The following is a 25,366-nucleotide window of genomic DNA, read 5'->3' as shown; positions in this document are numbered from 1 at the left end:
ATGACTTCCGAAAACACACTCACAGATCAGGCCCAGCAGATCCTGATCGATAACGACCGGGGCGGCTACACCGTGCCTACGGCGGGGCTTTACCCCTACCAGTGGAATTGGGACAGCGCCGTGGCTGCGTTTGGATTTGCACAGTTTGACGTCGAGCGTGCCTGGGTCGAACTCGAGACCCTGTTTCAAGGTCAATGGGCCGATGGCATGGTGCCGCACATCCTGTTTCACAAGAATGATCCCGGCTATTTCCCAGGCCCGGATGTCTGGGCCTGTGAGGGGCCGATCCCTTCGTCTGGCATCATTCAGCCACCAATCGCGGCCACAATGGCACGGTTTGTCTGGGAGCAGGACCGGGAGATGGGGCAGGCACGTATGGCTGTGCTCTATCCAAAGATGCTGGCCTGGCACAATTGGATCATGCGTTGGCGTCTGCATATGGGCGCTGTTTGCACCACGCATCCTTGGGAAACCGGTCGTGACAATGCGCCTGACTGGGACAAGACCATGGCGCGCATGGATGCGTCTGATGTGGGGGAATACACCCGGCGTGACACCGCCCATGTGAACAGCGAAGATCGCCCGACCAAATTTGACTATGACCGTTACATCAAACTGGTGCAGCTTGGTCGGCGGCTGAAGTGGGATCAGGCGGCGATGATGGCGGAAAGCCCGTTTCGCGTGGCGGATCCGACCATGACATTTACCACTCTGCGTGCGGCACGTGACCTTCACGCAGTTGGCGAAGCGCTGGGCAAAGACGTGTCGCAGATCGCGGCAGATATCAAGCGGCTGGAGGCTGGTGTCTCAACGTTGTGGAACAAGGATCTTGGCGGGTTTGACAGCCGAGATGTGCACAGCGGTGAATGGGCAGGGTGTGTATCAAATGCCTCGTATCTCTGCTGGTTTGCAGGTGTCGAGAACCCGGCGATGTTGGCGCGATTGCGTGATGTTCTGGAGCGGGTGCCGTATCCGGTGCCAAGCAATGATCCCGATGCGGAGACCTTTGATGCGCGTCGGTATTGGCGTGGCCCAACCTGGGCCATTGTGAACATGCTGATTGGCCTTGGCCTGAAAGACATGGGGCACGAAAAAGAAGCGCAGGCCTTGGCAAAGAAGACCGCCGATTTGATCGCGGAACACGGATTTGCTGAATATTTTGATCCATTTAGCGGCGATGCTGCGGGCGGTGGGTCCTTCACCTGGACCGCAGCGGTATGGCTTGCATGGGCGGGGAGAGACTGATGGGGAGTATCCATCTAAAAGCTGTAGAAAAGTGGTTTGGTGACATTCAGGTCATCAAAGGGATCGATCTGGACATTCAGGACGGTGAGTTCGTGGTTTTCGTTGGTCCGTCGGGTTGTGGCAAGTCGACTTTGCTGCGCATGATTGGTGGCCTTGAAGACATCAGTCGCGGCGCGCTGGAGATTGACGGAAATGATGTCACAGATCATCCGCCAAGCAAGCGTGGTCTGACCATGGTGTTTCAGTCTTATGCGCTTTATCCGCATCTGACTGTTGCCGAGAATATGGGGTTTTCCCTGAAAGTTGCAGGGGTTAGCAAGGATGAGATTGCGCGTCAGGTTGGGCAGGCGGCAGAGATCCTGAAGCTGACAGATTATCTGGAGCGGCGCCCGAAAGATCTCTCTGGTGGGCAGCGGCAGCGGGTTGCGATTGGACGGTCGATTGTCCGGGATCCGACGGCCTTTCTGTTTGATGAGCCATTGTCAAACCTTGACGCCGCTCTGCGGGTCGAGATGCGCTATGAGATCGCCAAGCTGCACCAGAGCCTGAAGCGCACGATGATCTATGTGACCCACGATCAGGTCGAAGCGATGACGCTGGCGGATCGCATTGTGGTGCTGGAGTATGGACATATCGCGCAGGTGGGCACTCCGCGCGAACTCTATGAAAAGCCTGGGAATTTGTTCGTGGCGCAGTTCATCGGTAGCCCGAAAATGAACATTCTGGACTGCCGCGCCGCCGCAGGGGATGCACAGTATCAGCTGGCGATCGGTGGCAGCGGACCCTTTGGCAAAGCCAATGCGGCGGCCAAGGTCGGCGTTCGGCCAGAACATATTGAGGTTTGTGCGTCGGGTGCTGGTCAGTGTGACGGCACCATTGAGGTGGTGGAATACCTCGGCGCGGACACGTTCCTTATTCTGGACGTTGGTCAGGAAGAGAAGATCGTGGTGCGCGTGACGGGTGGGAATGTGCCTCATGGTGTCGGAGATCAGGTGGGGCTGAGCTTCCCAGAAGCGGCTTGTCATTTCTTTGATGCCGCCGGTCAGCGGGTGGGTGATTAGCGTTAACACTTGCCAAAATGGAGGGTCTGTATCGCGTCGGTATTGCGACGTTATCGCGGCGGTGGATTTTCGCGTTAACCAATTAGAGCGCATCGGGCCATCGTTGGTGTCAACAGCGCGTGGCTGAGACCATCACACAGAGGGCTTGGACATGGTATCCATCGGCCTCGTGCCGGCCCAGCATCTGGACGCGTTCTGCAAGTGTGGCTCGAATGGCGTTGCGGGTGTCTTCGGATTGTTCGCTCAAGAGCACCGCGGCGCGCACGGCCCCTTTGTCGAAAACGTCAAACAGATCTGTGGGCGATTGTACCAACAGCTCTGAAGGGACATCTTGTGATGTGATGTCTTCAAAACCTGCCGTTTCCAGCGTTTCTCTAACCAGGCCTTGATCGGTGAATTGGTGGGCGTCTGGGCCGTCTGGCAGTTTGATGGAAGCGTCGGCCAATCGGCCATAAGCTTCAAATAACCACCCGAAAGCACCTGCAGAACCTTGGCCGCGCCAGATCGAGAACGCGAGGCGACCTCCGGGTCTGAGAACGCGCGCGATCTCTGCAAAGCCGCGCGCCGGGTCGGGGAAATGGGGAACGCCGAAACCGACAGTGACCGCGTCAAAGGAGTGATCGGCGAAGGCCATCTCCATTGCGTTGCCTTGGACAAAGGTTGCGCCGGGCGCAGTTTCTTTGGCGAGTGCAAGCATCGCTTCAGAAAAATCCAACGCCACGACGGATGCTCTGGCTGCGAGGAGTTCAGCGGCGACAATGCCGTGACCGGTGCAAAGATCGAGAATATGTGTGTCAGGTCCAGCAGCTACCGCAGCCGCAAGATGGCGCGCAGTCAATCGGGTGGCTGTGCCGAAGCCGTCGGCGTAGCCGCGTGCGATTTTGGGGTCTGTCCAACCCTTAAACTCCATGTCTTCAAAGGTGCTTTGGTTGGGCATGTTCTTCCCATACTGAGCAGCAGACACAGTGCATTGCATGCCTGACTAGGCAGAGTAGCCTCTTATTGTAGAGCGTGCAGTCGTCTGCTTGTTTTCATTCAGCATCTATACCTTTGCTTTAATATTCTACATTATCCGACGAAAGCGGCCAAGAAGGCCGTTTTCCCGCGAATTTTGCGGGTTGGTGGGGTGGGCAGTCCGGGAATTGGATGATATGCCCCCGCCAACCGCGCATGGCGCACCTCGATTTTGACCCGATTCTGGAGACCTTTTCATGACCCGGATGCATCGCCGCCGTTTTCTGACCATCGCCGCAGCCAGTGCTGCTGTGCCTGCTGGCCTGAGCCACGCTGCTACCGTTACCGAAACCGCCAAATGGCAGGGTGTGGCGCTGGGCGCGCCTGCTCAGATGTCTCTGGTCGGCCTGACCGAAGCGCAAGCCGCGCCGATCGTGGCAGCTGTCACCGCAGAGCTTGATCGTCTTGAAGGCATCTTCTCTCTGTACCGTGACAGCGAGCTGAGCCAGCTGAACCGTGACGGTGTGCTTTCCGCGCCTTCCGCTGATCTGCTGAACGTTCTTGAGCTGAGCGATGCGCTGAACAAAGCCAGCGGTGGCGCGTTTGACCCAACCGTTCAGCCGCTTTGGCTGGCGAAAGGTGGTCAGGGCGATGTGACCGATGCCAAGGCACGTGTTGGCTGGGACAAGGTTGCCTTTGACGCCAATGAAGTGCGTTTTGGTGCAGACGGCATGGCGCTTACACTGAACGGTGTGGCGCAGGGCTATGTGACCGACCGTGTCGCCGCGATCCTGCGTGAAGCTGGCCTGAAAGACGTTCTGCTGGATATGGGCGAAGTTGCAGCGCTGGGTCACCGCGCAGATGGCGCCAAGTGGACCGCAGGCGTGAGCACTCCGGCAGGCGACGTTGTTGCACGTGTCAAGCTGACCGACCGCGCGCTGGCGACCTCTGCACCGATGGCGACCGTTCTCTCCGGCAGCGACGCACATATCTTCCGCCCCGACGGTCGGGAAGGTGCGCTTGAGCTGGCATCTGTGTCTGCGCCATCCGCAGCCGTTGCTGACGGCCTGTCCACAGCGTTGTGCCTCGTGGATGAAGCCACCGCGCACGCCATGGTGGCCCAGTTTGCAGGCGCGCGCATCGAGACCGCCGCTTAAGAGACACCGGTCTGCGAAGACTGAGATTTCAGAACACCGCTTGCAGCCTTTGCAGGCGGTGTTTTTTATTGCAGCGCCTTTATTGCATTTGCGATTTTTTGCCCAGCTCCCCCTCTTTTCGGTTTGGTTAAGGTTTCTGTTAACCAACTCTCTTCTACTGAGGGAGAAGAGAAAAAGCGTCCGGGAAGAAGGGGCTCGCCGATATGGCCAACGCGTTGGAAGAATTCACAACAAATATGCGTTTGGATAAGGATGATCTGGCTCTGCTGGAAAGCATTGGTGCCAAGTTGGCGCCTGAGTGGGATGCAGCGCTTGAGATTTTCTATCGCGAGACCGATGCGGAATTGACCGTGGTTGCGGCGGCCAAAGCGGCCATGAAAGACCATTGGCAGCGCTTGTTGAGCAAAGATGCCGAGGCCTCCTTTGCAACGTCTGTAGAGCGACTGTGCACCCTGCATTTTGAGCAAATGGCGCTGCGCCTTGACGCCTACTTGACGGCGCATGCGCGGGCATCGTCCTATTTGCAAAGGGTTTTGATCCAAAAGGCGGGCCTGATGATTTTTGGGGGCGGTAAAAAGCGTCTCGCCAAGCGGGCAGCCCTCTTGTCGCAAATCATGCAGTTGGATCAGGCGGCGGCAGCAGTGGCTTATACCGCTGCGAAGAAAAACCAGCAGACGCAGGCCTTTGCCTATCTCGAGGCGGGGATGCAGCGGGTGGCGCGTAAGGATTTGTCAGAAGACATTCCAGCTCCGGACGAGAGTGATTTCCCGGAAGCCTTTGACGGGCTTCGGGTGGCGTTTAATGAGCTGCAGCGCGGGCTGCGGTCGGTGATGAAGACCATCAAATACGCGACAGATGACCTGAACCTGACCGCGTCAGAAATGAATTCCAGCGCGGGCGATCTGGCACGGCGCACGGAAACGCAGGCTGCGACGCTTGAGCGTACCGCGTCGTCCATCTCGGAAATCAGTACGCGGCTGCAATCGTCTTCTGAGGCGACGCAAAAGACTGATGTGATGATGCGTCAGACCCATGCGCAGGCCAAGACCGGTCAGGAAGTGATGGGGGAGACGGTCGGCAAGATGCAGGAAATCGCCCAGAGCTCGGCGCAGATTTCCCAAATCACGGGCGTGATTGATGACATCGCCTTTCAGACGAACCTCTTGGCCTTGAACGCCGGTGTTGAAGCTGCGCGTGCGGGAGACGCGGGGCGCGGCTTTGCGGTTGTGGCCTCTGAAGTGCGCGGGCTTGCGCAGAAGGCAGGCGATGCGGCGAAAGAGATCAGCGAGTTGATCAAGACATCGTCAGAGCTGGTAGAGACCGGTGTGACGCTGGTGGACAGAGCGGGGCATGTGCTTGAGGAAATCGTGGAGGACGTGGAAAACGTCTCAGCGCTAAGCTCTGAAGTCGCGCAATCGACCAGTGCTCAGTCAGACGGGCTTTCGGAGATCGCGCAGGGGCTGGGGCTTCTTGATGAGGCCACACAACAGAACGCTGCGCTGGTGGAAGAGGTGGTCGCCGTGGTAGACAATATGCGGCGCGACACATCACAGGTGGCAGACATGGTGAAAGGGTTTGAGACCCGCATGTCACATGAAGAAATGCCTGTGGAGATTTTTGCAAGCATAAGAGCCGCTTAGAGCTCTTTAAACATCAGCGCGGATTGGGAATGCAAAAGGGCGCGTGATGCGCCCTTCGTTGTGGTTAGAGTTTTTTGCGGTCATCCACGATGGTCATTTTCGCCAGCCCACTTTCCCCAAGCTCAATGGTGGTGAACGGGCCGCCGATGCACATCTGAGCCGGATCGCTTGGGTCCGCAGGTGGCGCGGCAGCGAGGATTTCGGGGGCAAATTGTTCGGCATTGTCCTGTGGCCGATACCCGAGGTGGGACGCGCCGGCATTGTTGACGGGCATACGGTCGTTGTCGGAGATGCCGTAAACGATGGAGAAGCCCGTTGTGGGCGTGTCAATTGCGCGGGTCACAAGCCTGATCAGGTCGTCATAGCTGAGCCAAGTCGCGAGGGAGCGGGTGCTGACCACTTTGGCGCAGGAGAAGATGCGCATATGTACACTTTCCAGCCCGCGTTTCTCCCAATAAAGGCGGCCGAGGTCTTCGGCGAAGCACTTGGCGAGACCGTAGAAGCTGTCGGGGCGGTGGGGGGCGTCAATGCCAATGCAATCGGCGGATGGGTACATGCCAACCGCATGCACGGAGCTGGCGTAAACCACGCGGCGCACACCGTGCCGATGGGCGGCTTCCCAGACGTTGTAAGCACCGATGATATTGGGGCCGAGGATCTCATCAAAAGGGGCTTCATCCACGATTGCGCCAAAATGGATAACCATATCAGCGCCTTCCAAAACTGCGCTGATTTGCTCCAGAGAGGCAAGATCGGCTTGCATGTAGCTCTCGCCGGGATACAGGGTCCCGATGTCTTCTGCGATGTCAGTGGAGACAAGCTCGTCCGCCATTTTGCTGAGCGGTTCGCGCAGATAGGAGCCTAGGCGGCCAGCGGCACCGGTGAGGACGAGCTTTTTCATGGTCAGGATCCTGTGTTTGGAGCTTTGAGGTCGGCGAGCCGCTGGTCTGCGGCCTGGGCAAGAAGGCCCGTGTCAGATCCGCACGCGACAAAGGTGAAGCCTGCGCCAAGCAGGCGGCGGGCAAAGGCCAGATCAGAGATCACAGTGCCAACCGGGATCTTCTTGCCAATCAGGCGCATGGCGGCGGGCAGGATTTTTGCCCAAACCTGATCATGCATCGGCTGGCCGAGATGACCCATATCTGCGGCGATGTCAGCCGGGCCAAAGAAGATCCCGTCCACACCGTCAACGGCGGCAATAGCTTCAATGTTTTTCAGCGCTTCAAGGGTTTCGGCCTGCACAAGCACCGCAGTTTGGTTTTCAACCTCAGAAAAATAGCTCTTATCCCGGCCGTAGGCGGTGGCACGGGTTGTACCGCCCACACCGCGCACGCCGCGCGGCGGATAGCGCGTGGCCGCAACAGCAGCCTCTGCCTCCTCAACGGTGTTGACCATGGGAAAAAGCAAACCGGGCGCGCCCATATCAAGCAGGCGCTTGACCTTCACGGGGTCGTTCCAATCCGGGCGGACAAGTGCTGTGGTCGCAAATCCTTCCAGCACCCGCAGCTGATCCATCACGGTGGAAAGCTCATTGGGAGAATGCTCCATATCGATGAGCGCCCAGTCATAGCCGGAATGCGCCACGATTTCTGTGGCCTGTGCGTTGGCCATGCTAAGCCAGATGCCGATTTGCGCATTGCCTGCGCGAATTTCGGCGAGGAAGGGATTGGGCGCTACCATCAGATCACGGCCTTTTCGACGATTGGTGTGTTGGTGAGCACACGTTCAAATGCAAAAGGCGACATGTCCAGAGCGCGGTATTCGCCGTAGGTGAGCCATTCCGCCATGGCGCGGCCCATTGCGGGGCTTTGCTGTAGCCCGTGGCCGGAGAAACCGTTTTGGAACAGGAAGTTGCCGATCTCTGGATGGGGGCCGAGAATGGCGTTTTGATCCAGCGTGTTAAAGGCGTAGTGCCCGGCCCACTCGGTGACCACTTTGATGGCCTCAAACTGAGGGATGCGGGTGGCAATGATCGGCCAGACATGATCCTGCCAGCGGTTGTGATCCATGTGGAAGTCATCATAGGCAACGGCTGGGTCAGGGTCGGCAGCGCAGCCTGCGAGGTAGGTCTCCGGACCATCCTGGCGGAAGTGAACCCCGCTTGGATCAATTGTGAGCGGCAGTTCCATCGGCAGAGGCTGCTCTGCGGAGAAAATCCAGGTGAAGCGCTTACGTGGCTCAACCGGGAGCGCGATGCCTGCCATTTCAGCGGTGCGCGCGGCGCGCGGCCCTGAGGCATTGACCACTTGACCACATGAGATCACATCGCCGGAGGCCAGCGTCACGGATGTGATCTTGCCTGCTTCGCGTGCCATGGCGACAACTTCGCCCTGCACATATTCCACGCCGCGTTCCCGCGCGGAGCGGCGGAACCAGTCAAACACCACGCCGCCATCCCAATAGCCTTCGTCTTTGGTGTTGATGGAGCCGAGTTTGATGTCTTCGACGTTGTAAAACGGGTAGCGTGCGGCAATCTCTTCGGCTGTGAGCAGCTCGGTTTCAGCACCTGCGGCGCGTTGGATTTTCTGGTTTTCGCGCAGTGTTTGGGCAAAGGCGTCATTGTCGGCGAGATAGAGATAGCCGTAGCTCTGAATGTCGAGTGCAGGAACGCGATCATCCCCGCCCATGTAGCTGCGCAGGTTCTTTACAAAATCAGCCGCGAATTGTGAAATCTCGACGTTCAGCTGATTGGAGAACTGCTGACGCATGCAGGAATTGGTGTGGGCCGTAGAGCTGAACTCGTAGCTTGGGTCCTTTTCAACCACGAGCACCGAGCCGGTGAAATCCGGATTGTCAGAGAGGAACCATGCGGTTGAAGACCCCATGATGGCGCCCCCGATGATCACCACATCATATGAGTTTTTGGTCGGTTTGGTCGCCCAAGTGCTTGCTGCCATTTACAGAGTGTCCCCCAGTTTTGCCCGCGCTAGGGCCTCGGCGATGTCATCTGCCGAAAGGTTGTAGTGCTGTGCGGCGTGCTCTGGTGTGATGTAGCCAAGGGCCAGATCGCGTTTCACCATGTCGGCATCGCGCGCCTGAGGGTTACCGTAGCCTGCGCCGCCGGGGAAGGCCATTTGTACAACTTCACCGTGTGAGATGAAATGCTTGCCTTTTCCCGGGATCGGGGTTCCGTCATTGCGTTGGATGGTGGTTGCACCTCCTGCAAGACCGTCGCGGCGTCCAAGCGCCGGGTGGTCCACACGATCCAGCATCAGAGAAATATCAAATTCGTGTCCTTCGCGGGCACCAACGTCCATATATTGCCCGAGACCGCCGCGATACTGACCGGCACCGCCGCTGTCCGGGCGCAGCTCTTTGCGCCAGATGATCACCGGGCCGACCTGTTCGGTGGCCTCCACGGGCATGGTCATTACACCGGATGGGAAGGCCGTGGCGCTCATGCCATCCAGAGCCGGGCGTGCACCGGAGCCGCCGGAATTGAAAGTGAGCACTTCGGCGCGTGTGGCGTCTGGCGGGGCAGGGGCGTCCATTCGGGGCCGGAGGGACAGTTGGAAATTGCACAGGCACCCGGCGCCCTCGGCGGGAACCACACCGGGCAGGAGTTTGTCGAGCGCGTTGTAAACCGTGTCAGGCACCATATGGCCAATCACATGGCGCAGGGCCACGGGGGCCGGGAACTTGGCATTCACAATGCTGTTTTCCGGCGCGCTGATTTCAAATGGAGCCAAAGACGCGGCATTGTTCGGGATTTCCGGCGCGATGGCGCATTTGAGTGCGTAGCAGGCGTAGGCCTTGGTGTAGACCAGAGGGACGTTGATGCCTTTTTTGTCGAGGCCGGACGTGCCGCCCCAATCGCTGACAATGCGGTCTTTCTCGATGGTCAGCGTGACGTGCAGATCAATCGGTTTGTCGTAGCCGTCGATGCGCAGATGTCCGGAGGCGGTGCCGGGGGCGAGGGCATTGATGCGCTCTAGTGTGGCTTTGCGCGAATTGGTCAGGATGAAATCCGAGATGCCGGTCAGATCTGGCAGATCAAACTCCTGCACCATGTCGATCAAGCGACGGTGGCCGATATCGTTGCAATTGGCCAAAGCGTAGATGTCGCCGACCAGCTGATCCGGTTCGCGCACATTGCCGCGAATGAGCGCGATCAAGGTCTGATCGACTTCGCCGCGATTGGCGAATTTCATGATCGGGATATAGAGACCTTCTTCGTGGACATCATTGGCATCTGCGCCAAAGCCACGACCGCCAATATCGGTGACATGGGCCGTGCAGGCAAAGAAGCCGATGAGCTGGCCTGCATAAAACGAAGGGGTGACTACCGTGATGTCGTGTTTGTGGCCGGTGCCCTCCCAGGGATCATTGGTGAGGTAAACATCGCTTTCGCGCATGTTGTCGCGCCCGATGCGGCGGATAAAGTGCCCCACAGCATCTGCCATTGCGTTCACATGACCCGGGGTGCCGGTGACGGCCTGAGCGAGCATATCTCCGGCGGCGTTGTAGACACCGGCGGATAGGTCGCCCGCCTCACGCACCGATGTGGAAAAGGCTGTGCGCACCAGCGCTTGTGCCTGTTCTTCGACGACGGAGATCAAGCGGTTCCACATGACCTGATTGGCGACTTTGCTGTGCCCGGTTTCTGGACGGTTCATTGGGCGGTCTCCTTCAGGTGGACATCCAACGTGCCGTCGCTGTGGGTGCAGACATCGCGGCTGCTTGGGACAACAACGGTGGTTTCGTCCTCTGTGATCAGGGCGGGGCCGTGTGCCATGTGGCCTGCAGGCAGATCAGCACGCGCAAGCGCGGCGGCCTCTACCGTTGCGGCGCGTGCCGGATCAAAGAGCGGGCGTGTTGTGGTTGCGTCAACTTTGGTCAGTGCGCCAAGTTCATTGAGCGGTGTTGTGGCAGTTTGCGCGGTGTAGGCGTTGACGCTCCAGACCGTGATTTCGACCTCCATCCCCTCGACCGCGCGACCAAAGAGGGCTTCGTAGTCCGCTTCAAAATGGCGGAGGAAGGTGGCGGCGTCAGGTGCCGCGGCCTGTTCGGCGGTTAGAGAGATTGGAATTTCCCAGCCCTGACCCGCATAGCGCATGTATATCTTGTGGTCGCGCAGGATTTCGGCATCTGCATCGCAGGAGCGCACAAATCCTGTGGCTTCTTCAGACATTTCGGCAAAGAGGGTTTTGACCTGCGCCGGATCAAATGCGTTGAGGCGCATGAACACAGAGCGGTTGGCTTCAAAACTAAATGGCGCGCGCAGGAAACCGATGGCCGATCCAACACCGGCGCCTTGGGGGACGAGGCAGCGGGCAACGCCGAGCTTTTCGCAAAGCCTTGCCGCGTGAAGCGGGGCGGCACCACCAAATGCAATCATGGTGTATTCGCTAAGGTCTTCGCCGTTTTCGACCGCGTGGACACGGGCGGCATTGGCCATATTTTCATCGACAACCTCGGCCAGCCCAAAAGCGGCCTCCATCGCGTCCATGTCCAGAATGTTGCCGATGACAGTGTCCAGAGCCTTTGCAGAATTGTCGGGGTGTAGCGGGATTGAGCCGCCCGCGAAATTGTTGGGATCAAGCTTGCCAAGGATCAGATCCGCATCGGTCACAGCAGGGTTTTCACCGCCACGCCCATAACAGGCCGGGCCGGGCTCTGACCCCGCGCTTTCGGGGCCGACGCGGATCTGGTTCATGCCGTCGACATGGGCGAGCGAGCCGCCGCCCGCGCCGATTTCCACCATGTCGATCACGGGGATCGAGATGGGCATGCCGGATCCCTTTTTGAAACGGTAGGTACGGGCCACTTCAAACACGCGGGCGGTTTTTGGGGTATGGTCCTTGATCAGGCAGATTTTGGCGGTGGTGCCGCCCATATCGAAACTCAGGACTTTGGAAAGCCTGTGTTTGGCGGCGATGTCTGCGGCAAAGATGGCACCGCCAGCCGGCCCGCTTTCCACCAGACGCACGGGGAAGTCCGCCGCGCTTTCCAGAGACATGATGCCGCCGCCGGAGTGCATCAGGAAGACGGGGCAAGCCGCGCCTTCGTCTGCCAAGCGGGATTTCAAACGGCCGAGATAAGATTTCATCAGCGGTTTGATGTAGGCGTTGGCGATGGTGGTGTTGAAACGCTCGTATTCGCGCATCTGTGGCGACACTTCGCAGGAGAGCGAGACCATCACGCCGGGCAGCTTTTCTGCCAGAACTTCGGCAATCAGGCGCTCGTGGGCATCGTTCACGTAGGAATGCAGCAGGCCCACCGCGATGCTTTCATATTCCGCTTCGGCAAGCTCATCGGCGAGCTGTTCGATCTCAGCGCGATCCAGCGGGATTAGAGAGGCACCGGTGGCGTCCATGCGCTCGTTGACCACATAGCGGCGGTTGCGCGACAGCAGCGGTTCGGGGAGCGTAAGGTTGAGATCATATTGCTCAAAGCGGCTTTCGGTGCGCATTTCGATGACGTCACGAAAGCCCTTGGTTGTGATCAAAGCTGTCTTTGCGCCGCGCCGTTCGATCAGAGCATTGGTGGCCAGCGTGGTGCCATGGATGATCTGCGTGATAACCGCTGGGGTGACACCTGCTTTGGCGCAGACCTTGTGCATCCCGTCCACGATGGCGTTTTCCGGGGCGGCGTAGGTGGTCAGCACCTTTGTGGAGTACCGATCTTCGCCGATCTCCAACACCACGTCGGTGAATGTGCCGCCAATATCTACGCCCAAGCGGGCCGCTGGTGTGGGCATGATGCGCCTCATTGCTGTCTTACTAAGATCAGCCTAGTGGCAGGCGGGTCATGAAATCCAATTATTAGATTGAATGTGAAGGATAAAGAAAATTTATTCTTTGATGGTGCTCGCGTGAGTTTGAGCCTCAATCTGGGCGAGCTCTGCAGCGGCGCTTACAAAACTGGGGCAGGTGTCGGCATCAAAGCGGGCAAAGAATTGCAGGGCGTCCGGCACCCAGAGATAGCGCAAGGGCACGAGCGTGCCTTGGGCGAGATCATCGCGCACCATCGCTTCGGGCAGGCAGGCCACGCCAAGGCCGTCGCGTGTCATCTGATGGCATGCCGCAAGGTTGGATGACGACACATGACGGACCGAGATATTGGGGAAAGCGGCAAAATGCTCCTGCATCTGACGGTAGGGAATGGTGCCGCGGGCGTGGGTCAGGACGGGATGTTGCGCAAGGTCGCGGAGTGAGAGCACTTTGGTGCCCATCTCCAGCTTCGGCGATCCCACCCACATCATGGGTAGAGGGCCAAGATCCGTGTTGCCTGTGGTCTCGTGGTGAAAGGGACCATTCTGCAGAGCAAGATCAATGCGGCGCTCCAGCAGGGCATCAGACAGATTGAGGGAGAGATCGACGGTGAGATCCACGTCGATGTTGGGGAAGCGGGCCTTCAGCGCGGCGAAGAAAGCGCCCAGCCACGTATGTACGATCATTTCCGTGACACCTATACGCAGGGTGCCGTCAAACAGGCTATCGTCTTCTGCAGTCAGCAAAAATCCATCCATTGCCTGCAAAACTGCGCGCGCTTGTATGAGCAGTTTTTCCCCCATTGGCGAGAGGCGCACGGAGCCTGCGTCGCGGGCCATCAGGCGGTGGCCGATTTGCGCCTCAAGCGTGGTGATGCGGCTGGAGATATTGGGCTGCGTTGTGTTGAGTTTGTCCGCTGCGCGGCGGAAGCTTTGCAGGTCGGCAACGGCCACGAAGGCCTGGAGCTGTTTGAAGCTGATCTGAGCCACGTGCGTGTCCTGTCGGCATGTTCTTGAGAAACTTAGTGCCGCGCAAACTGCGTGGAAAGCAATGGGGTTGTTGCGGGCTTTGCTGCTGAATGAGAAAAAACCCAAAAAAGGGGATTGTCAAATTTAGAACGTTCCAATTATGGTGTGACTCGGAAATTGGATCGTTCCAATTCGGTTGAGAGCGATCTGACAGGGAGGCGAAGTTTCTTATGCGTTGGGTTTTTGTCGGGGCGAGCACGATCGCGTCCCAATACATGTTGGGAGCAGTGCGCGCGCAAGAGGGCGGTGACGTCGCTTGGGTTGCGAGCGGTTCAGCGCAGCATGGTGCGGATTGGGCGTCGGCCCACAATGTGCCTAAGTCTACAACGGATCTTGCCGAAGCGCTGGCCGATGAGAGCTGCGATGCGGTTTATATCTCTTCCACCAACGAGAAACACTTGCCTCAGGCCATGGCGGCCATTGCTGCGGGCAAACATGTGCTTTGTGAAAAACCTCTGGCGATGAGCGTTGCGGATGCGGCGGATATGGTGAAGGCCGCGGAGGCGGCAGGCGTTACCTTTGCAACCAATCACCACCTGCGTTGCTCCGGCACACACCGCGCGATGCAAGCGCTGATTGCGGAGGGCAAGATTGGCAAAGTGCTGTCGCTAAGGATTTTCCATGCGGTGCATTTGCCACCGCATTTGCAGGGATGGCGGATCAATGATGCCACTGCGGGTGGCGGTGTGATCCCCGACATTACGGTACATGATGCGGATGTGGCGCGGTTCTTGCTGGGTGAAGACCCTCAGCGTGTCGTGGCGCAGATGGCGGCCTCGGGCATGGGCGAGGGAGTGGAGGACAGCGCCATGTCAGTCTGGACCATGCCAAGTGGTGCCATGGTGATGAGTCATGAAAGCTTCACCCATCCTTTTGCGGGCAGCGGGTTGGAGGTGCATGGCACCGAAGGGTCGATTTTCGCAAAAGGCGTGATGACACAGGAGCCGGTTGGCGATGTGGAGCTGGTGACTGCGGCGGGACGTACAGCTGTCGAGGTGTCCCGACACAACCTTTATGAACAGGGGCTTGAAGATTTCTACAGCGCTGTCGCCGGGACCGGGCGCGCCGCAGCGGATGGGCCGGATGGCGTGAAATCTCTGGCGGTTGCCATGGCGGTGCGTGACGCGGCGCAGACGGGTCAGGCAGTGGATGTGGACTACGGAGATCTGACATGAGCAAACTGGTTTCAGCAAGCGAGGCAGTCGCACGTGTCAAAGATGGCGCTGTTGTTACGGTGTCCTCGAGCTCGTCGCTTGGCTGCCCGGATCTTGTTTTGAAAGCCATCGGAGCGCGGTTTGAAGCCGAGGGACATCCGCAGAACATCACGTCAATCCATCCGATTGCTGCCGGTGATATGTATGGCGTCAAGGGAATGGATTATCTGGCGCAGGACGGTTTGCTTTCGCGTGTGATTGCAGGGTCTTATCCGTCTGGTCCCTCAAGCCTTGAGATGCCTGCGATTTGGAAAATGATCGTTGAAGATCGGGTGGCGGCCTACAATGTGCCATCAGGCATCCTGTTTGACATGCATCGCGAAGCGGCGGCGAAACGGCCTGGGGTGCTCACGCAGGTTGGATTGCAGACCTTTGTCGATCCCGTGCGCGAAGGCTGCGCGATGAACGACAGAGGCGCGGCAGCACCGATTGTGAGCCGAGAAGATTTTGGCGGGCAAACCTGGCTGCATTTCCCAAACATCGCACCGGATGTTTGTATCTTGCGGGCGACCACTGCGGATGAGCGCGGCAATCTGACCTATGAGCACGAAGGGGCCTATCTTGGTGGGCTCGAGCAGGCGATTGCGGCACGTAACAATGGCGGGCTGGTGATTGCGCAGGTGCAGCGGATGACCGCGCGCGGCAGCCTGCGGCCACATGATGTGCGGGTGCCGGGACATCTTGTCGATTTGGTGGTGATTGACGCAGACCAAAAGCAGACCTGTGAGACCCCTTACGATCCAGCGATCAGCGGGCAGATCATGCGCCCGTGGGACAGCTTTGCTTTGGCAGACTATGGCGTTGAGAAAGTGATCGCGCGCCGGGCGGCGATGGAGCTCGCCAAGGGTCAGACTGCCAATCTCGGCTTTGGCATCAGCGCCATGGTGCCGCGCATTCTGCTTGAAGAAGGCCACCCGGAGGCGGTGACCTGGGCGATTGAACAGGGTGCCGTTGGTGGCGTGCCATTGACCGGATTTGCCTTTGGCTGTGCGTCCAATGCGGATGCGTTTGTGCCAAGTCCACAGCAGTTCATCTACTTCCAAGGGGGCGGGTTTGATATGTCTTTCCTCTCTTTCCTTGAGGTCGATGTGGAAGGCAATGTGAATGTCTCCAAACTGGGCAAGAAGCCTTATTTGACAGCAGGTTGCGGTGGCTTTGTTGATATCACCGCGGGCGCGAAGAAGATCGTCTTCTCGGGCTGGTTCGAGGCCGGGGCGCAGATGGATTTGTCTGAGGATGCGCTAAAGGTGGCAACGCCGGGCAAGTTTACCAAGATGGTGGATCAGGTCGAACATGTAACCTTCTCCGGTGCGCGCGCACGAGAGACGGGTCAGGAGGTGCTTTATATCACCGAGCGCTGTGTGATCCGGCTGACCGATCAGGGGCTTGTTGCTACGGAGATTATGCCCGGTATCGACGCACAGGCGGATATTGTGGGGCCAACCGAGGGCCGTGTGACCGTGGCGGAGAACGCTGTTGTCATGGACAAAAAACTGTTGAGCCAAGCACCTATGGGGCTGTCGCTGTGAGCGGGGTCGCGCTTGAGGTCAAAGGCGGGGTCGCCACGCTGACGCTTCAGAATGAAGCGAAATACAACGCGTTGGATGTGCCCATGCTGGAGGCTCTTGAGACCCATATTGACGCGATTGAGCGGGACAGCGCCGTGCGTGTGCTGATTTTGACGGGCACGGGGCAAAAGGCCTTTTGCAGCGGTGCGGACATTGCGGCTTGGGGCAGCCTGAGCCCGGCCGAGTTTGCGCGCCATTGGGTGCGTGACGGGCATCGCCTGTTTGATCGTATTGCGAGATTATCCAAGCCGACCATCGCGGCGATCAACGGCCATGCCTTTGGTGGCGGGTTAGAGCTGGCAACGGCCTGTGATCTGCGGATCGCGGCTCCCAAAGCGCTGTTGGCGTTGCCTGAGGCGCGTGTTGGGATTGTTCCTGGCTGGTCGGGCACCCAGAGGCTGGTGCGGCTGATCGGTGAAGTGCTGGTTAAGGAATTGGCGTTGTTTGGACGTCGGATCAGTGCTGAACGCGCTCAGCAGGCCGGGTTTTTGGCGGAGATTTCCGAGGATCCGCTGCAAGCGGCGCAGGCATTGGCAGAAGAGCAGATGGCGCTGTCGCCGCGTGCGGTTGAGATCACAAAATCCATGATTTTGGCGGGAAGCGGTGAGGACAGCGGTGCGATGATTGAGGCGCTGGGCAGCGCTGCCATTGCTGCGAGTGAAGACAGAGACGAAGGCGTGGCGGCGTTTATGGAAAAACGCGCTGCGCAGTTTACAGGGAAATAGAGAATGAACGAGCTTGCGATACGGCCTTCGGTTGGCTTTGTGCCCGCAGCGGATCCTTTTGAGGGGCGCCATCTGATTGATGGCATCTGGCAGATCAGCGCAGATGGTGGGACGTTTGAACGGGTTTCGCCGAGCCATGGCGTTGTGGTGAGCCGCTCCGCGATGGGCGGAGAAGCCGAAGCGGAAGCCGCGATCCAAGCGGCACGTAAGGCATTTGACGCAGGTGTTTGGAGCCGCATTTCCGGCAAAGAGCGCGCCACTGTTTTGCTCAAAGTGGCGGATCTGATCGAAGCCAATGCAGATCGCATGATTGAGCTTGAGGTGCTGGAAAGCGGCAAGCCGATTGCGCAAGCGCGGGGCGAAGTGACCGGGGCGGCGGATTTGTGGCGCTACGCGGCAAGTCTCGCGCGGAGTGTTCACGGCGACAGCCACGATACGCTTGGCGAAGACATGGTTGCGATGGTTTTGAAGCAGCCGATTGGGGTTGTGTCGATCATCACACCTTGGAACTTCCCTTTCTGGATCCTGAGCCAGAAATTGCCTTTTGCGCTCGCGGCGGGCTGTACCTGTGTCGTTAAACCCTCGGAGATGACGCCGAGCACAACGGTTATGTTGGGCGAGCTTCTGATTGAAGCGGGCTTGCCTGCGGGTGTGTGCAACATCGTGTTGGGGCACGGCGAGCCGGTAGGCAGCGTGATGGCTGCACATAAGGATGTGGACATGGTCAGCTTCACTGGGTCCACCCGTGTGGGTAAGCTGATCAGCAAAGTTGCCGCGGATACACTCAAGAAAGTGGCGCTGGAACTGGGTGGGAAAAACGCGCAGGTCATTTTTCCGGACTGTGATCTGGACGAAGCCGTGGACGCGGTGGTGTTCGGCACCTACTTCAACGTCGGACAGTGCTGTAACGGCTCCAGCCGAGTGATTGTGCACAAGGATATTGCTGAGGAATTCGTTGCCCGTGTTGTCGCGCAGTCTCGCAACGTGCGCTTTGGAGACCCGATGGATGAGGCCACTCAAGTCGGCGCAATTGTGACAGAAGCGCATAACGCGCAGATTCACCGGCATGTTGAGGCAGCACAGGCCGCCGGTGCGAAAATTGTTTTGGGAGGCGGACCGCTGTCTGTGGACGGATTGGACGGTCAGTTTTACCAACCAACTGTTTTAACTGATGTGAGCGCTCACATGGGGGCTGCACAAGACGAGATTTTTGGTCCAGTGTTGTCTGTGATGACATTTGACACGCTTGAGGAGGCGGTCACGTTGGCCAATGGCACGGATTACGGTCTGTCTGCTGGTGTGTGGAGCACCAATGTCCACACCTGTCTGGCGTTTAGCCGTCGTGCCGAAGCGGGCACCGTTTGGACGAACACATGGATGGATGGATTTCCTGAGGTCACATTTGGAGGGGCCAAGCAATCCGGTCAGGGGAGAGAGATCGGACGCTATGGCTTTGAAGAATTTATGGAGGTGAAATCGGTTGTGATGCGGATCGGGAATACCCGGGCGCGTTGGGTGACCGACACAAACGACGAATAACGAAAGAAACTTCGCAGATTGGGAGGATAACATGCGAATTTTTACAAAAACTAAGGCCGCCGTTGTGGGCGCACTTCTGGCCAGCACCAGCATGGTGCAGGCTGCAGACGTTGAGGTGCTGCACTGGTGGACATCCGGTGGTGAAGCCGCCGCGCTGAACGTGCTGAAGCAGGATCTGGAAGGCCAGAGCGTGGGCTGGCAGGATATGCCGGTCGCCGGCGGTGGTGGTGAACAGGCGATGACAGTTCTGCGCGCACGGGTTACTGCGGGCAACCCACCAACCGCCGTACAGGCGCTGGGCTTTGATATTCTTGACTGGGCCAACCAAGGTGCTTTGGCGAACCTCAATGACGTGGCTGCCAAAGAAGGTTGGGACGAGGTTGTCCCTGATGCGCTGAAGGCATTTGCCAAAGCGGACGGCAAGTGGGTCTCTGCACCGGTGAACGTGCACTCAACAAACTGGGTCTGGGCCAACAAAGCCGTGCTGGACGCCAATGGCATTGCGCAGCCAACCTCATGGGATGAGTTTGTGTCTGCCGTTGAAGCTCTGAAAGCTGCTGGCGTGACACCGATTGCTCATGGCGGTCAGGCCTGGCAGGACGCTACCGTGTTTGACGCCGTAGCAATGGGCGCGCTTGGACCGGATGGCTACAAAGCCGCTTTCATCGATCTGGACAGCGAGACCCTTGGCAGCGACGCCATGAAAACAGCTTTTGATCGCATGGCATTCATCCGAGACAACGTGGATGACAACTTCTCCGGCCGTGACTGGAACCTTGCGACAGCTATGGTGATCAACGGCGAAGCTGGCTTCCAGATGATGGGCGACTGGGCAAAGGGTGAATTCCTGAACGCCGGTAAAGTACCGGGCGAGGATTTCCTGTGCTTCCGCTTCCCTGGCACGGCGGAGCAAGTAACGTTTAACGCCGACCAGTTCATGATGTTTGATCAAGGCGGCGAAGTTTCCTCCGAGCAGGCCGCGCTCGCAAGCGCGATCCTGTCGCCAAGCTTCCAGTCCGCGTTCAACGTGGTGAAAGGCTCCGTACCAGCGCGTACCGATGTCTCTGACGCCGACTTTGATGCCTGCGGCAAGCAGGGCATGAAGGATCTCGCTGCGGCAGCTTCCAGCGGCAATCTGTTTGGTTCCATGGCGCATGGCCACGCGGCCCCGGCCTCTGTCAAAAACGCGGTTTATGACGTGGTGACAGCGCATTTCAACGGCGAATACGACAGTGAAACTGCCGTGCGAGAGCTGGTGGATGCGGTGGATATCGCGAAGTAATCCATAGGGTTACCTCCCCTGGCGGGGCTGTCACTTTTGGCCCCGCCACCTAAAACGGACTTATCTACTTTCCCAATGGAGGTCGCGTCATGGCGCAGACTGCTGAGGCGGATTTCAAAACCCGTCTACAGAATTGGATTCCCAAACTGGTGCTTTCGCCCTCGCTGGCGGTGATCCTTGTGTTTGTCTATGGGTTTATCCTGTTCTCCGTTTATCTGAGTTTCACCGACAGTCGTTTGTTGCCGTCTTATGGCTGGGTTGGCTGGGAGAACTACTCCAAGCTTTGGCGTCTGAGCCATTGGGAGATTTCGCTGACAAACATGGGCATATTTGCCCTGCTTTATATCACGCTTTGCACCGCCATTGGCTTGGGACTTGCGATCTTTCTGGATCAGAAAATCCGTGGTGAGGGCCTTTTGCGTCCCCTCTACCTCTATCCGATGGCGCTGAGCTTTATCGTGACAGGGACGGCCTGGAAGTGGTTTCTTGATCCGGGGATCGGGCTTGAAAACGTGATGCACACCTGGGGCTGGGAAAGCTTCAAGTTTGACTGGATCAAAAACCGGGACTTTGCAATCTACACCGTGGTTCTGGCCGCTGTCTGGCAGACCTCCGGGTTTGTGATGGCGATGTTTTTGGCCGGATTGCGCGGGATCGACAATGAGATTTTGAAGGCGGCGCAGATGGACGGCGCCAGCAATTGGAACCTCTACCGGCGCATTATCATTCCGCAGCTGCGGCCCGCGTTTCTGTCGGCCTTCGTGATCCTGAGCCACCTCGCGATCAAAACCTTTGACCTGGTGATCGCGTTGACAGGTGGTGGACCGGGGCGAGCCACCGAGCTGCCGGCGACTTTCATGTACTCCTACACGTTTACGCGCAACCAAATGGGGATTGGTGCTGCATCTGCCACCATCATGTTGATGGCGATTGCCTCAATCATGATTCCCTATCTCTATTCTGAACTGCGGGAGAAACGGTGATGTCTGTTGCGACCCAAGACACAGCTATCCGCACGGGACGTTTCACGCGCACGCTGATCTATGTGGTGCTGATCCTGTTTGCCCTGTTTTACCTGCTGCCGCTTTACGTGATGCTGGTGAATTCGGTGAAGCCGCTTGATGAGATCACCGGCGGCGGCATGATGAGCTTGCCTGATGCCTTCACGCTTGAGCCGTGGAAGCAGGCCTGGGCGAGCGCGCAGATTGGTGTGGAGCCAACCGGCCTCAAGCCCTACTTCTGGAACTCGATCAAGATGGTGGTGCCTGCGGTGGCAATTTCCACCGTGCTTGGCGCGCTGAATGGCTATGTCCTCACCAAATGGCGCTTTAAAGGCGATACGATCCTCTTTGGTCTGATGCTCTTTGCCTGCTTCATCCCGTTTCAGATCGTTCTGATCCCTATGGCACGGATGCTGGGGCTGATGGGGCTCGCCGGATCAACCTATGGTCTGTCCTTTGTCCACATCGTGTTCGGTATTGGTTTCACCACGCTCTATTTCCGCAACTATTACGCGGTGTTCCCAACCGAGTTGATCCGCGCGGCACAGATTGACGGGGCGGGTTTCTTTCAGATCTTCTGGCGCATTCTGTTGCCAAGCTCCGGTCCTATCGCGGTGGTGAGCGTGATCTGGCAGTTCACAAACATCTGGAATGACTTCCTGTTTGGGGCCTCTTTCGCGGATGCGAGCAGTCAGCCGATGACCGTGGCACTCAACAACCTCGTGCAATCGAGCACGGGCGTCAAAGAATACAACGTGCATTTTGCCGGGGCGATCCTGGCGGCGATGCCCACTCTCTTCGTTTACATCGTGGCTGGACGGTACTTCGTGCGCGGCCTGATGGCGGGCTCAGTTAAAGGATAAGACGTCATGGGCTTTCTCGACATTGATAAGGCAACCAAATCTTACGGTGCCATCGAAGTGCTGCACAATGTGGACATCTCGATTGAGGAGGGTGAGTTCCTTGTGCTCGTAGGGCCATCGGGGTGCGGTAAATCCACTCTGCTGAACATGATTGCAGGGCTGGAGGACATCACCGGCGGCGAAATCCGGATCAAAGATCGGGTGATGAACGGGGTACACCCGTCCAATCGCAACATCGCGATGGTGTTTCAGAGCTACGCGCTCTACCCAAACATGACGGTTGGGCAGAACATCACCTTTGGTCTGGAAATGCACGGCGTGCCAAAGCCAGAGCGTGAAAAGGCCATGAATGATGTGGCCAAGCTGTTGCAGATTGAGCAGCTGCTGGATCGCAAGCCGGGTGCGCTGTCTGGTGGTCAGCGGCAGCGCGTGGCCATGGGGCGCGCGCTGGTGCGGGATCCGGATGTGTTCCTGTTTGACGAGCCGCTGTCAAACCTTGATGCAAAGCTGCGCGTGGACATGCGTACGGAAATCAAGAAGCTGCATCAGAAGCTTGGCACGACGATTGTTTATGTGACCCACGATCAGATCGAGGCGCTGACGCTATCGACACGGATTGCGGTGATGAACGGCGGCTATGTTCAACAGCTCGGCACGCCGCAAGAGATCTATGAAAACCCTGCCAATATCTTTGTGGCGACGTTCATGGGGTCTCCCGCGATGAATGTGGTGCCTGCCAAGGTGGTCATGCAGGATGGGCGTCCTGCTGCGCAAGTTGCGTTGGCTGACGGAAGCCCGGCAATCCTTCCGTTCAGTCAGGACAATCTGGCCCCTTATGAAGGGCGTGAAATCCTGCTGGGTATACGACCTGAAACCATCACTGATCCGGACAGCGCGGACCGCAAGTCCAGCAATATCGCGGAGCTCACCAACCGCATTGATGTGACGGAGCCAGCGGGATCTGACACTTTTGTGTCGATGCAACTTGGCGGGCGCGATGTGATTTCACGTATGCGGTCCGATGTTCCGGTGGCTGCGGGGCAGCAGTTTGCTTTCGCCGTCAACATGGAGAAGGCGGTTGCGTTTGATCCTGATACCGAGATGCGGATTGCCCCCTAATGGACGCGGATGTGGTCATCATCGGCTCCGGTATTGGCGGTGCAAGCATGGCGGCAGCTTTGGCGCCGAGCGGTAAGCGCATTGTTGTGCTGGAACGTGGCGAAAGACTGCGCCCTTGTCCGCAAGATAGGGACGCCGAGGCCATCTTTGGTCAGGGGTACTTTCGGCCGGATGAAACCTGGTTGGATGGCTCGGGGCGCGCTTTTTCGCCAGGGAACTACTACAATGTGGGCGGCAATTCGAAATTTTATGGCGCGGTGATGCTGCGCTATCGGGAAGCAGATTTCCGCCCCATTGTGCACATGGAAGGCACCACGCCGGGATGGCCGATTTCTTATGCGGATCTGGAGAAAGACTATGCTGCAGCCGAAGCGCTTTTTGACGTGCGCGGGGCGGCGGATGAAGATCCAACCGATCCGGCGCGCGCAGGCAAGCTGCCCTATGGAGCGGTGCCGGACGAAGCTGACATTGCCTATTTGCGCAGTCGCCTGAAGCGCGTTGGATTGAAGCCTGCATCCCTGCCGTTGGCGGTGGATATTGAGACTTGGCTGGCCAATGGGCAGACCACTTGGGATGCCTATCCCAATACGTGCTCAGGCAAGCAGGATGGTGAGACCGTGCTGATGAAAGCCAGCGCCAAGGGGCGTATTGCGCTTTGGACGGGTTGTGATGTGCAGCGACTGGAGATCGGCACGGACGGCCGCGTTTCGGCCGTACACTATAGGCAGGGGGGCAGAGAGAAGCGGATCGCCGCGCCGATCGTTGTGCTGGCGGCAGGTGCCGTGCGCTCGGCCGCGCTGTTGCTTTCGTCTGCCAATCACAATTGCCCCTCGGGTGTGGCGAACCGATCTGACCAAGTTGGACGTAACTTTATGAACCACAATTGCAGTGCGGTCTTGGCAATTCATCCGCTGCGCCGCAACCGGTCGATCTATCAGAAGACGTTGATGGTGAATGACTACTATCATGATGACGGGGAAGGGGGGGCGCCTCTGGGCAATGTGCAGTTGCTTGGCAAAATCACTGGGCCGATTTTGTCGGCGACGTCGGGGCTGCCCAGTCTTCTTGCCAATTGGATCGCCGCGCGGAGCTTTGATTTCTATGCGATGAGTGAAGATCTGCCGCATTCTGATAGCCGCGTCACGGTCAAGAATGGGCAGATCAGTCTGGTGTGGCAACGCTCCAACTGGGCGGCGCATGAGGCTTTGGTGAAGCAGTTGAAAGTGAAACTGCGGCAAGCTGGGTTCCCCGTGGTTTTGAGCCGTGCCTTTGACCGATCTACGCCTTCGCACCAATGCGGCACAGCCCGCATGGGATCTGATCCGAAGCAATCCGTTGTGGACAGCTTTGGGCGCAGCCATGACCACCCCAATCTCTTTATCACGGATGCCTCCATTCTGCCGACCTCTGCGGCGGTGAACCCGGCGCTGACGATTGCGGCCCTTGCCCTGCGTGCCGGTCGGCATATCGCGGAAACGGAGTTTGCAGCATGAGTGGTGTGGCGCTGATAACAGGTGGCCAGCAGGGTATCGGACTTGGCATTGCTCAAGCGTTGCAGGGGGCGGGTTTTCGCATCGCTGTTGCCTCTCTGCCTGAAGCAGATGCGCCATCGGTGCAGGCTGGACTTGCGGCGCTTGATGGAGGCGCTGTCTATTTCACCCATGATGTCAGTGACATCGCGGCCATCCCGCGACTGCTTGATCATGTGGAGACGGCGTTGGGGCCGGTCACCGCATTGGTGAACAATGCGGGCGTCGGAGTGCCCGTGCGCGGTGATTTGCTCGATCTGCAGCCAGAGAATTGGGATTTTGTGCAGAACATCAACCTGCGCGGGGCTTTCTTTCTCGCGCAAGAGGTTGCGCGCCGCATGGTGACGCAGGGCGGAGAAAACTATCGCTCGATCAGTTTTGTCACCTCTGTAAGTGCCGAAATGGCCTCTCCTGAACGGGCCGAATACTGCGTCTCCAAAGCCGGGGCTTCGATGGTTGTGAAGCTGTTTGCAGCGCGTCTGGCCGCAGAGAACATCGGTGTTTTTGAGATACGCCCAGGCGTGATTGCCACGGAAATGACGGCAGGTGTGAAAGACAAATACGACGCGCGGATCGCAGATGGGCTGATCCCGGCGGCGCGCTGGGGCAAGCCTGCAGATATCGGTCAAGCGGTGGTGCCGCTGGCGACGGGGCAGATGGCATATTGCAGCGGATCGGTGATCGCCGTGGATGGCGGTCTGTCGATTGCGCGGCTTTGAGGAACGGAC

21 protein-coding genes are annotated in these 25,366 nt (G+C 58.3%); 14 read left to right on the top strand and 7 right to left on the bottom strand.

The window, feature by feature from the left end; all coding sequences use genetic code 11:
• The gene (locus tag J7399_RS04210; protein WP_209084286.1) at positions 1 to 1,245 is read left to right on the top strand and encodes a hypothetical protein; all 1,245 of its coding nucleotides are present in this window, start codon (positions 1 to 3) and stop codon (positions 1,243 to 1,245) included.
• The gene (ugpC, locus tag J7399_RS04205) at positions 1,245 to 2,306 is read left to right on the top strand and encodes a sn-glycerol-3-phosphate ABC transporter ATP-binding protein UgpC (RefSeq protein WP_209084285.1); all 1,062 of its coding nucleotides are present in this window, start codon (positions 1,245 to 1,247) and stop codon (positions 2,304 to 2,306) included. The genes J7399_RS04210 and ugpC (J7399_RS04205) overlap by 1 nt, the downstream gene beginning before the upstream one ends.
• Before the next feature lie 109 nt (positions 2,307 to 2,415).
• On the opposite strand, the gene J7399_RS04200 is transcribed toward ugpC (J7399_RS04205), so the two are convergent.
• Positions 2,416 to 3,243 carry a methyltransferase domain-containing protein gene (locus J7399_RS04200; RefSeq protein ID WP_247742715.1) on the bottom strand — a complete coding sequence of 276 codons (828 nt, stop codon included), beginning with the start codon at positions 3,241 to 3,243 and terminating at the stop codon, positions 2,416 to 2,418.
• 274 nt (positions 3,244 to 3,517) lie between these two features.
• On the opposite strand from J7399_RS04200, the gene J7399_RS04195 reads away from it, so the two are divergent.
• Positions 3,518 to 4,417 (top strand): FAD:protein FMN transferase, encoded by a 900-nt coding sequence (locus tag J7399_RS04195; protein WP_247742714.1) that lies wholly within the window; start codon positions 3,518 to 3,520, stop codon positions 4,415 to 4,417.
• A 203-nt stretch (positions 4,418 to 4,620) separates the two neighbouring features.
• On the top strand, positions 4,621 to 6,057 hold the full coding sequence (locus tag J7399_RS04190; protein WP_209084284.1) for a methyl-accepting chemotaxis protein: 1,437 nt from the start codon (positions 4,621 to 4,623) through the stop codon (positions 6,055 to 6,057).
• A 64-nt stretch (positions 6,058 to 6,121) separates the two neighbouring features.
• Here J7399_RS04190 and J7399_RS04185 read toward each other — a convergent pair whose 3' ends face one another.
• From J7399_RS04185 to J7399_RS04160, 6 genes are all read right to left on the bottom strand, one after another.
• Entirely contained in the window at positions 6,122 to 6,958 is an 837-nt protein-coding gene (locus tag J7399_RS04185) for an NAD(P)-dependent oxidoreductase (protein ID WP_209084283.1), read from the bottom strand.
• A gap of 2 nt (positions 6,959 to 6,960) precedes the next feature.
• Complete coding sequence (locus J7399_RS04180; RefSeq protein WP_209084282.1) at positions 6,961 to 7,737, bottom strand: HpcH/HpaI aldolase/citrate lyase family protein; 777 nt, start codon at positions 7,735 to 7,737, stop codon at positions 6,961 to 6,963.
• Positions 7,737 to 8,954 carry an FAD-binding oxidoreductase gene (locus tag J7399_RS04175; RefSeq protein ID WP_209084281.1) on the bottom strand — a complete coding sequence of 406 codons (1,218 nt, stop codon included), beginning with the start codon at positions 8,952 to 8,954 and terminating at the stop codon, positions 7,737 to 7,739. The genes J7399_RS04180 and J7399_RS04175 overlap by 1 nt, the downstream gene beginning before the upstream one ends.
• Positions 8,955 to 10,673 (bottom strand): hydantoinase B/oxoprolinase family protein, encoded by a 1,719-nt coding sequence (locus J7399_RS04170; protein ID WP_209084280.1) that lies wholly within the window; start codon positions 10,671 to 10,673, stop codon positions 8,955 to 8,957.
• On the bottom strand, positions 10,670 to 12,757 hold the full coding sequence (locus J7399_RS04165) for a hydantoinase/oxoprolinase family protein (protein ID WP_209084278.1): 2,088 nt from the start codon (positions 12,755 to 12,757) through the stop codon (positions 10,670 to 10,672). Before J7399_RS04165 ends, J7399_RS04170 begins: the two co-directional genes overlap by 4 nt.
• Positions 12,758 to 12,850: 93 nt before the next feature.
• Positions 12,851 to 13,759, bottom strand: a complete 909-nt coding sequence (locus tag J7399_RS04160; protein ID WP_209084277.1) for a LysR family transcriptional regulator — start codon at positions 13,757 to 13,759, stop codon at positions 12,851 to 12,853.
• A 209-nt stretch (positions 13,760 to 13,968) separates the two neighbouring features.
• On the opposite strand from J7399_RS04160, the gene J7399_RS04155 reads away from it, so the two are divergent.
• From J7399_RS04155 to J7399_RS04110, 10 genes are all read left to right on the top strand, one after another.
• Positions 13,969 to 14,973, top strand: coding sequence for a Gfo/Idh/MocA family oxidoreductase (locus tag J7399_RS04155; protein ID WP_209084276.1), 1,005 nt, complete (start codon positions 13,969 to 13,971; stop codon positions 14,971 to 14,973).
• Positions 14,970 to 16,541, top strand: coding sequence for a CoA-transferase (locus J7399_RS04150; RefSeq protein WP_209084275.1), 1,572 nt, complete (start codon positions 14,970 to 14,972; stop codon positions 16,539 to 16,541). Before J7399_RS04155 ends, J7399_RS04150 begins: the two co-directional genes overlap by 4 nt.
• On the top strand, positions 16,538 to 17,305 hold the full coding sequence (locus J7399_RS04145; RefSeq protein ID WP_209084274.1) for an enoyl-CoA hydratase/isomerase family protein: 768 nt from the start codon (positions 16,538 to 16,540) through the stop codon (positions 17,303 to 17,305). The genes J7399_RS04150 and J7399_RS04145 overlap by 4 nt, the downstream gene beginning before the upstream one ends.
• A 3-nt stretch (positions 17,306 to 17,308) precedes the next feature.
• On the top strand, positions 17,309 to 18,844 hold the full coding sequence (locus tag J7399_RS04140) for an aldehyde dehydrogenase family protein (protein WP_209084273.1): 1,536 nt from the start codon (positions 17,309 to 17,311) through the stop codon (positions 18,842 to 18,844).
• Between the two features lie 31 nt (positions 18,845 to 18,875).
• Positions 18,876 to 20,126: an ABC transporter substrate-binding protein gene (locus tag J7399_RS04135; protein WP_209061976.1), complete on the top strand. Its 1,251-nt coding sequence runs from the start codon at positions 18,876 to 18,878 to the stop codon at positions 20,124 to 20,126.
• An 89-nt stretch (positions 20,127 to 20,215) separates the two neighbouring features.
• The gene (locus J7399_RS04130) at positions 20,216 to 21,109 is read left to right on the top strand and encodes a sugar ABC transporter permease (RefSeq protein ID WP_209061973.1); all 894 of its coding nucleotides are present in this window, start codon (positions 20,216 to 20,218) and stop codon (positions 21,107 to 21,109) included.
• The gene (locus J7399_RS04125) at positions 21,109 to 21,990 is read left to right on the top strand and encodes a carbohydrate ABC transporter permease (RefSeq protein ID WP_209061972.1); all 882 of its coding nucleotides are present in this window, start codon (positions 21,109 to 21,111) and stop codon (positions 21,988 to 21,990) included. Before J7399_RS04130 ends, J7399_RS04125 begins: the two co-directional genes overlap by 1 nt.
• Positions 21,991 to 21,996: 6 nt before the next feature.
• Positions 21,997 to 23,109: a sn-glycerol-3-phosphate ABC transporter ATP-binding protein UgpC gene (ugpC, locus tag J7399_RS04120; RefSeq protein ID WP_209084272.1), complete on the top strand. Its 1,113-nt coding sequence runs from the start codon at positions 21,997 to 21,999 to the stop codon at positions 23,107 to 23,109.
• Positions 23,109 to 24,602: a GMC family oxidoreductase gene (locus tag J7399_RS04115; RefSeq protein WP_209084270.1), complete on the top strand. Its 1,494-nt coding sequence runs from the start codon at positions 23,109 to 23,111 to the stop codon at positions 24,600 to 24,602. Before ugpC (J7399_RS04120) ends, J7399_RS04115 begins: the two co-directional genes overlap by 1 nt.
• A complete protein-coding gene (locus J7399_RS04110) occupies positions 24,599 to 25,357 on the top strand; it encodes a 3-ketoacyl-ACP reductase (RefSeq protein ID WP_209084268.1) in 759 nt (252 codons plus the stop codon). The genes J7399_RS04115 and J7399_RS04110 overlap by 4 nt, the downstream gene beginning before the upstream one ends.
• The last annotated feature ends 9 nt before the right edge of the window (positions 25,358 to 25,366 follow it).

It is taken from the genome of Shimia sp. R9_1 (genome assembly GCF_017743775.1).
GTDB lineage: Bacteria > Pseudomonadota > Alphaproteobacteria > Rhodobacterales > Rhodobacteraceae > Shimia.
This window is presented reverse-complemented; position numbering and strand designations above follow the sequence as displayed.

What these genes read in the sequence shown, in the direction of transcription:
- J7399_RS04190 (WP_209084284.1), top strand. Translation starts at nt 4,621, where the DNA reads ATGGCCAACGCGTTGGAAGAATTCACAACAAATATGCGTTTGGATAAG.
- ugpC (WP_209084285.1), top strand. Translation starts at nt 1,245, where the DNA reads ATGGGGAGTATCCATCTAAAAGCTGTAGAAAAGTGGTTTGGTGACATT.
- J7399_RS04165 (WP_209084278.1), bottom strand. Translation starts at nt 12,757, where the DNA reads ATGCCCACACCAGCGGCCCGCTTGGGCGTAGATATTGGCGGCACATTC.
- J7399_RS04140 (WP_209084273.1), top strand. Translation starts at nt 17,309, where the DNA reads ATGAACGAGCTTGCGATACGGCCTTCGGTTGGCTTTGTGCCCGCAGCG.
- J7399_RS04150 (WP_209084275.1), top strand. Translation starts at nt 14,970, where the DNA reads ATGAGCAAACTGGTTTCAGCAAGCGAGGCAGTCGCACGTGTCAAAGAT.
- J7399_RS04115 (WP_209084270.1), top strand. Translation starts at nt 23,109, where the DNA reads ATGGACGCGGATGTGGTCATCATCGGCTCCGGTATTGGCGGTGCAAGC.
- J7399_RS04135 (WP_209061976.1), top strand. Translation starts at nt 18,876, where the DNA reads ATGCGAATTTTTACAAAAACTAAGGCCGCCGTTGTGGGCGCACTTCTG.
- J7399_RS04200 (WP_247742715.1), bottom strand. Translation starts at nt 3,243, where the DNA reads ATGCCCAACCAAAGCACCTTTGAAGACATGGAGTTTAAGGGTTGGACA.
- J7399_RS04210 (WP_209084286.1), top strand. Translation starts at nt 1, where the DNA reads ATGACTTCCGAAAACACACTCACAGATCAGGCCCAGCAGATCCTGATC.
- J7399_RS04125 (WP_209061972.1), top strand. Translation starts at nt 21,109, where the DNA reads ATGTCTGTTGCGACCCAAGACACAGCTATCCGCACGGGACGTTTCACG.
- J7399_RS04185 (WP_209084283.1), bottom strand. Translation starts at nt 6,958, where the DNA reads ATGAAAAAGCTCGTCCTCACCGGTGCCGCTGGCCGCCTAGGCTCCTAT.
- J7399_RS04110 (WP_209084268.1), top strand. Translation starts at nt 24,599, where the DNA reads ATGAGTGGTGTGGCGCTGATAACAGGTGGCCAGCAGGGTATCGGACTT.
- J7399_RS04180 (WP_209084282.1), bottom strand. Translation starts at nt 7,737, where the DNA reads ATGGTAGCGCCCAATCCCTTCCTCGCCGAAATTCGCGCAGGCAATGCG.
- J7399_RS04155 (WP_209084276.1), top strand. Translation starts at nt 13,969, where the DNA reads ATGCGTTGGGTTTTTGTCGGGGCGAGCACGATCGCGTCCCAATACATG.
- J7399_RS04175 (WP_209084281.1), bottom strand. Translation starts at nt 8,954, where the DNA reads ATGGCAGCAAGCACTTGGGCGACCAAACCGACCAAAAACTCATATGAT.
- J7399_RS04195 (WP_247742714.1), top strand. Translation starts at nt 3,518, where the DNA reads ATGACCCGGATGCATCGCCGCCGTTTTCTGACCATCGCCGCAGCCAGT.
- ugpC (WP_209084272.1), top strand. Translation starts at nt 21,997, where the DNA reads ATGGGCTTTCTCGACATTGATAAGGCAACCAAATCTTACGGTGCCATC.
- J7399_RS04170 (WP_209084280.1), bottom strand. Translation starts at nt 10,673, where the DNA reads ATGAACCGTCCAGAAACCGGGCACAGCAAAGTCGCCAATCAGGTCATG.
- J7399_RS04130 (WP_209061973.1), top strand. Translation starts at nt 20,216, where the DNA reads ATGGCGCAGACTGCTGAGGCGGATTTCAAAACCCGTCTACAGAATTGG.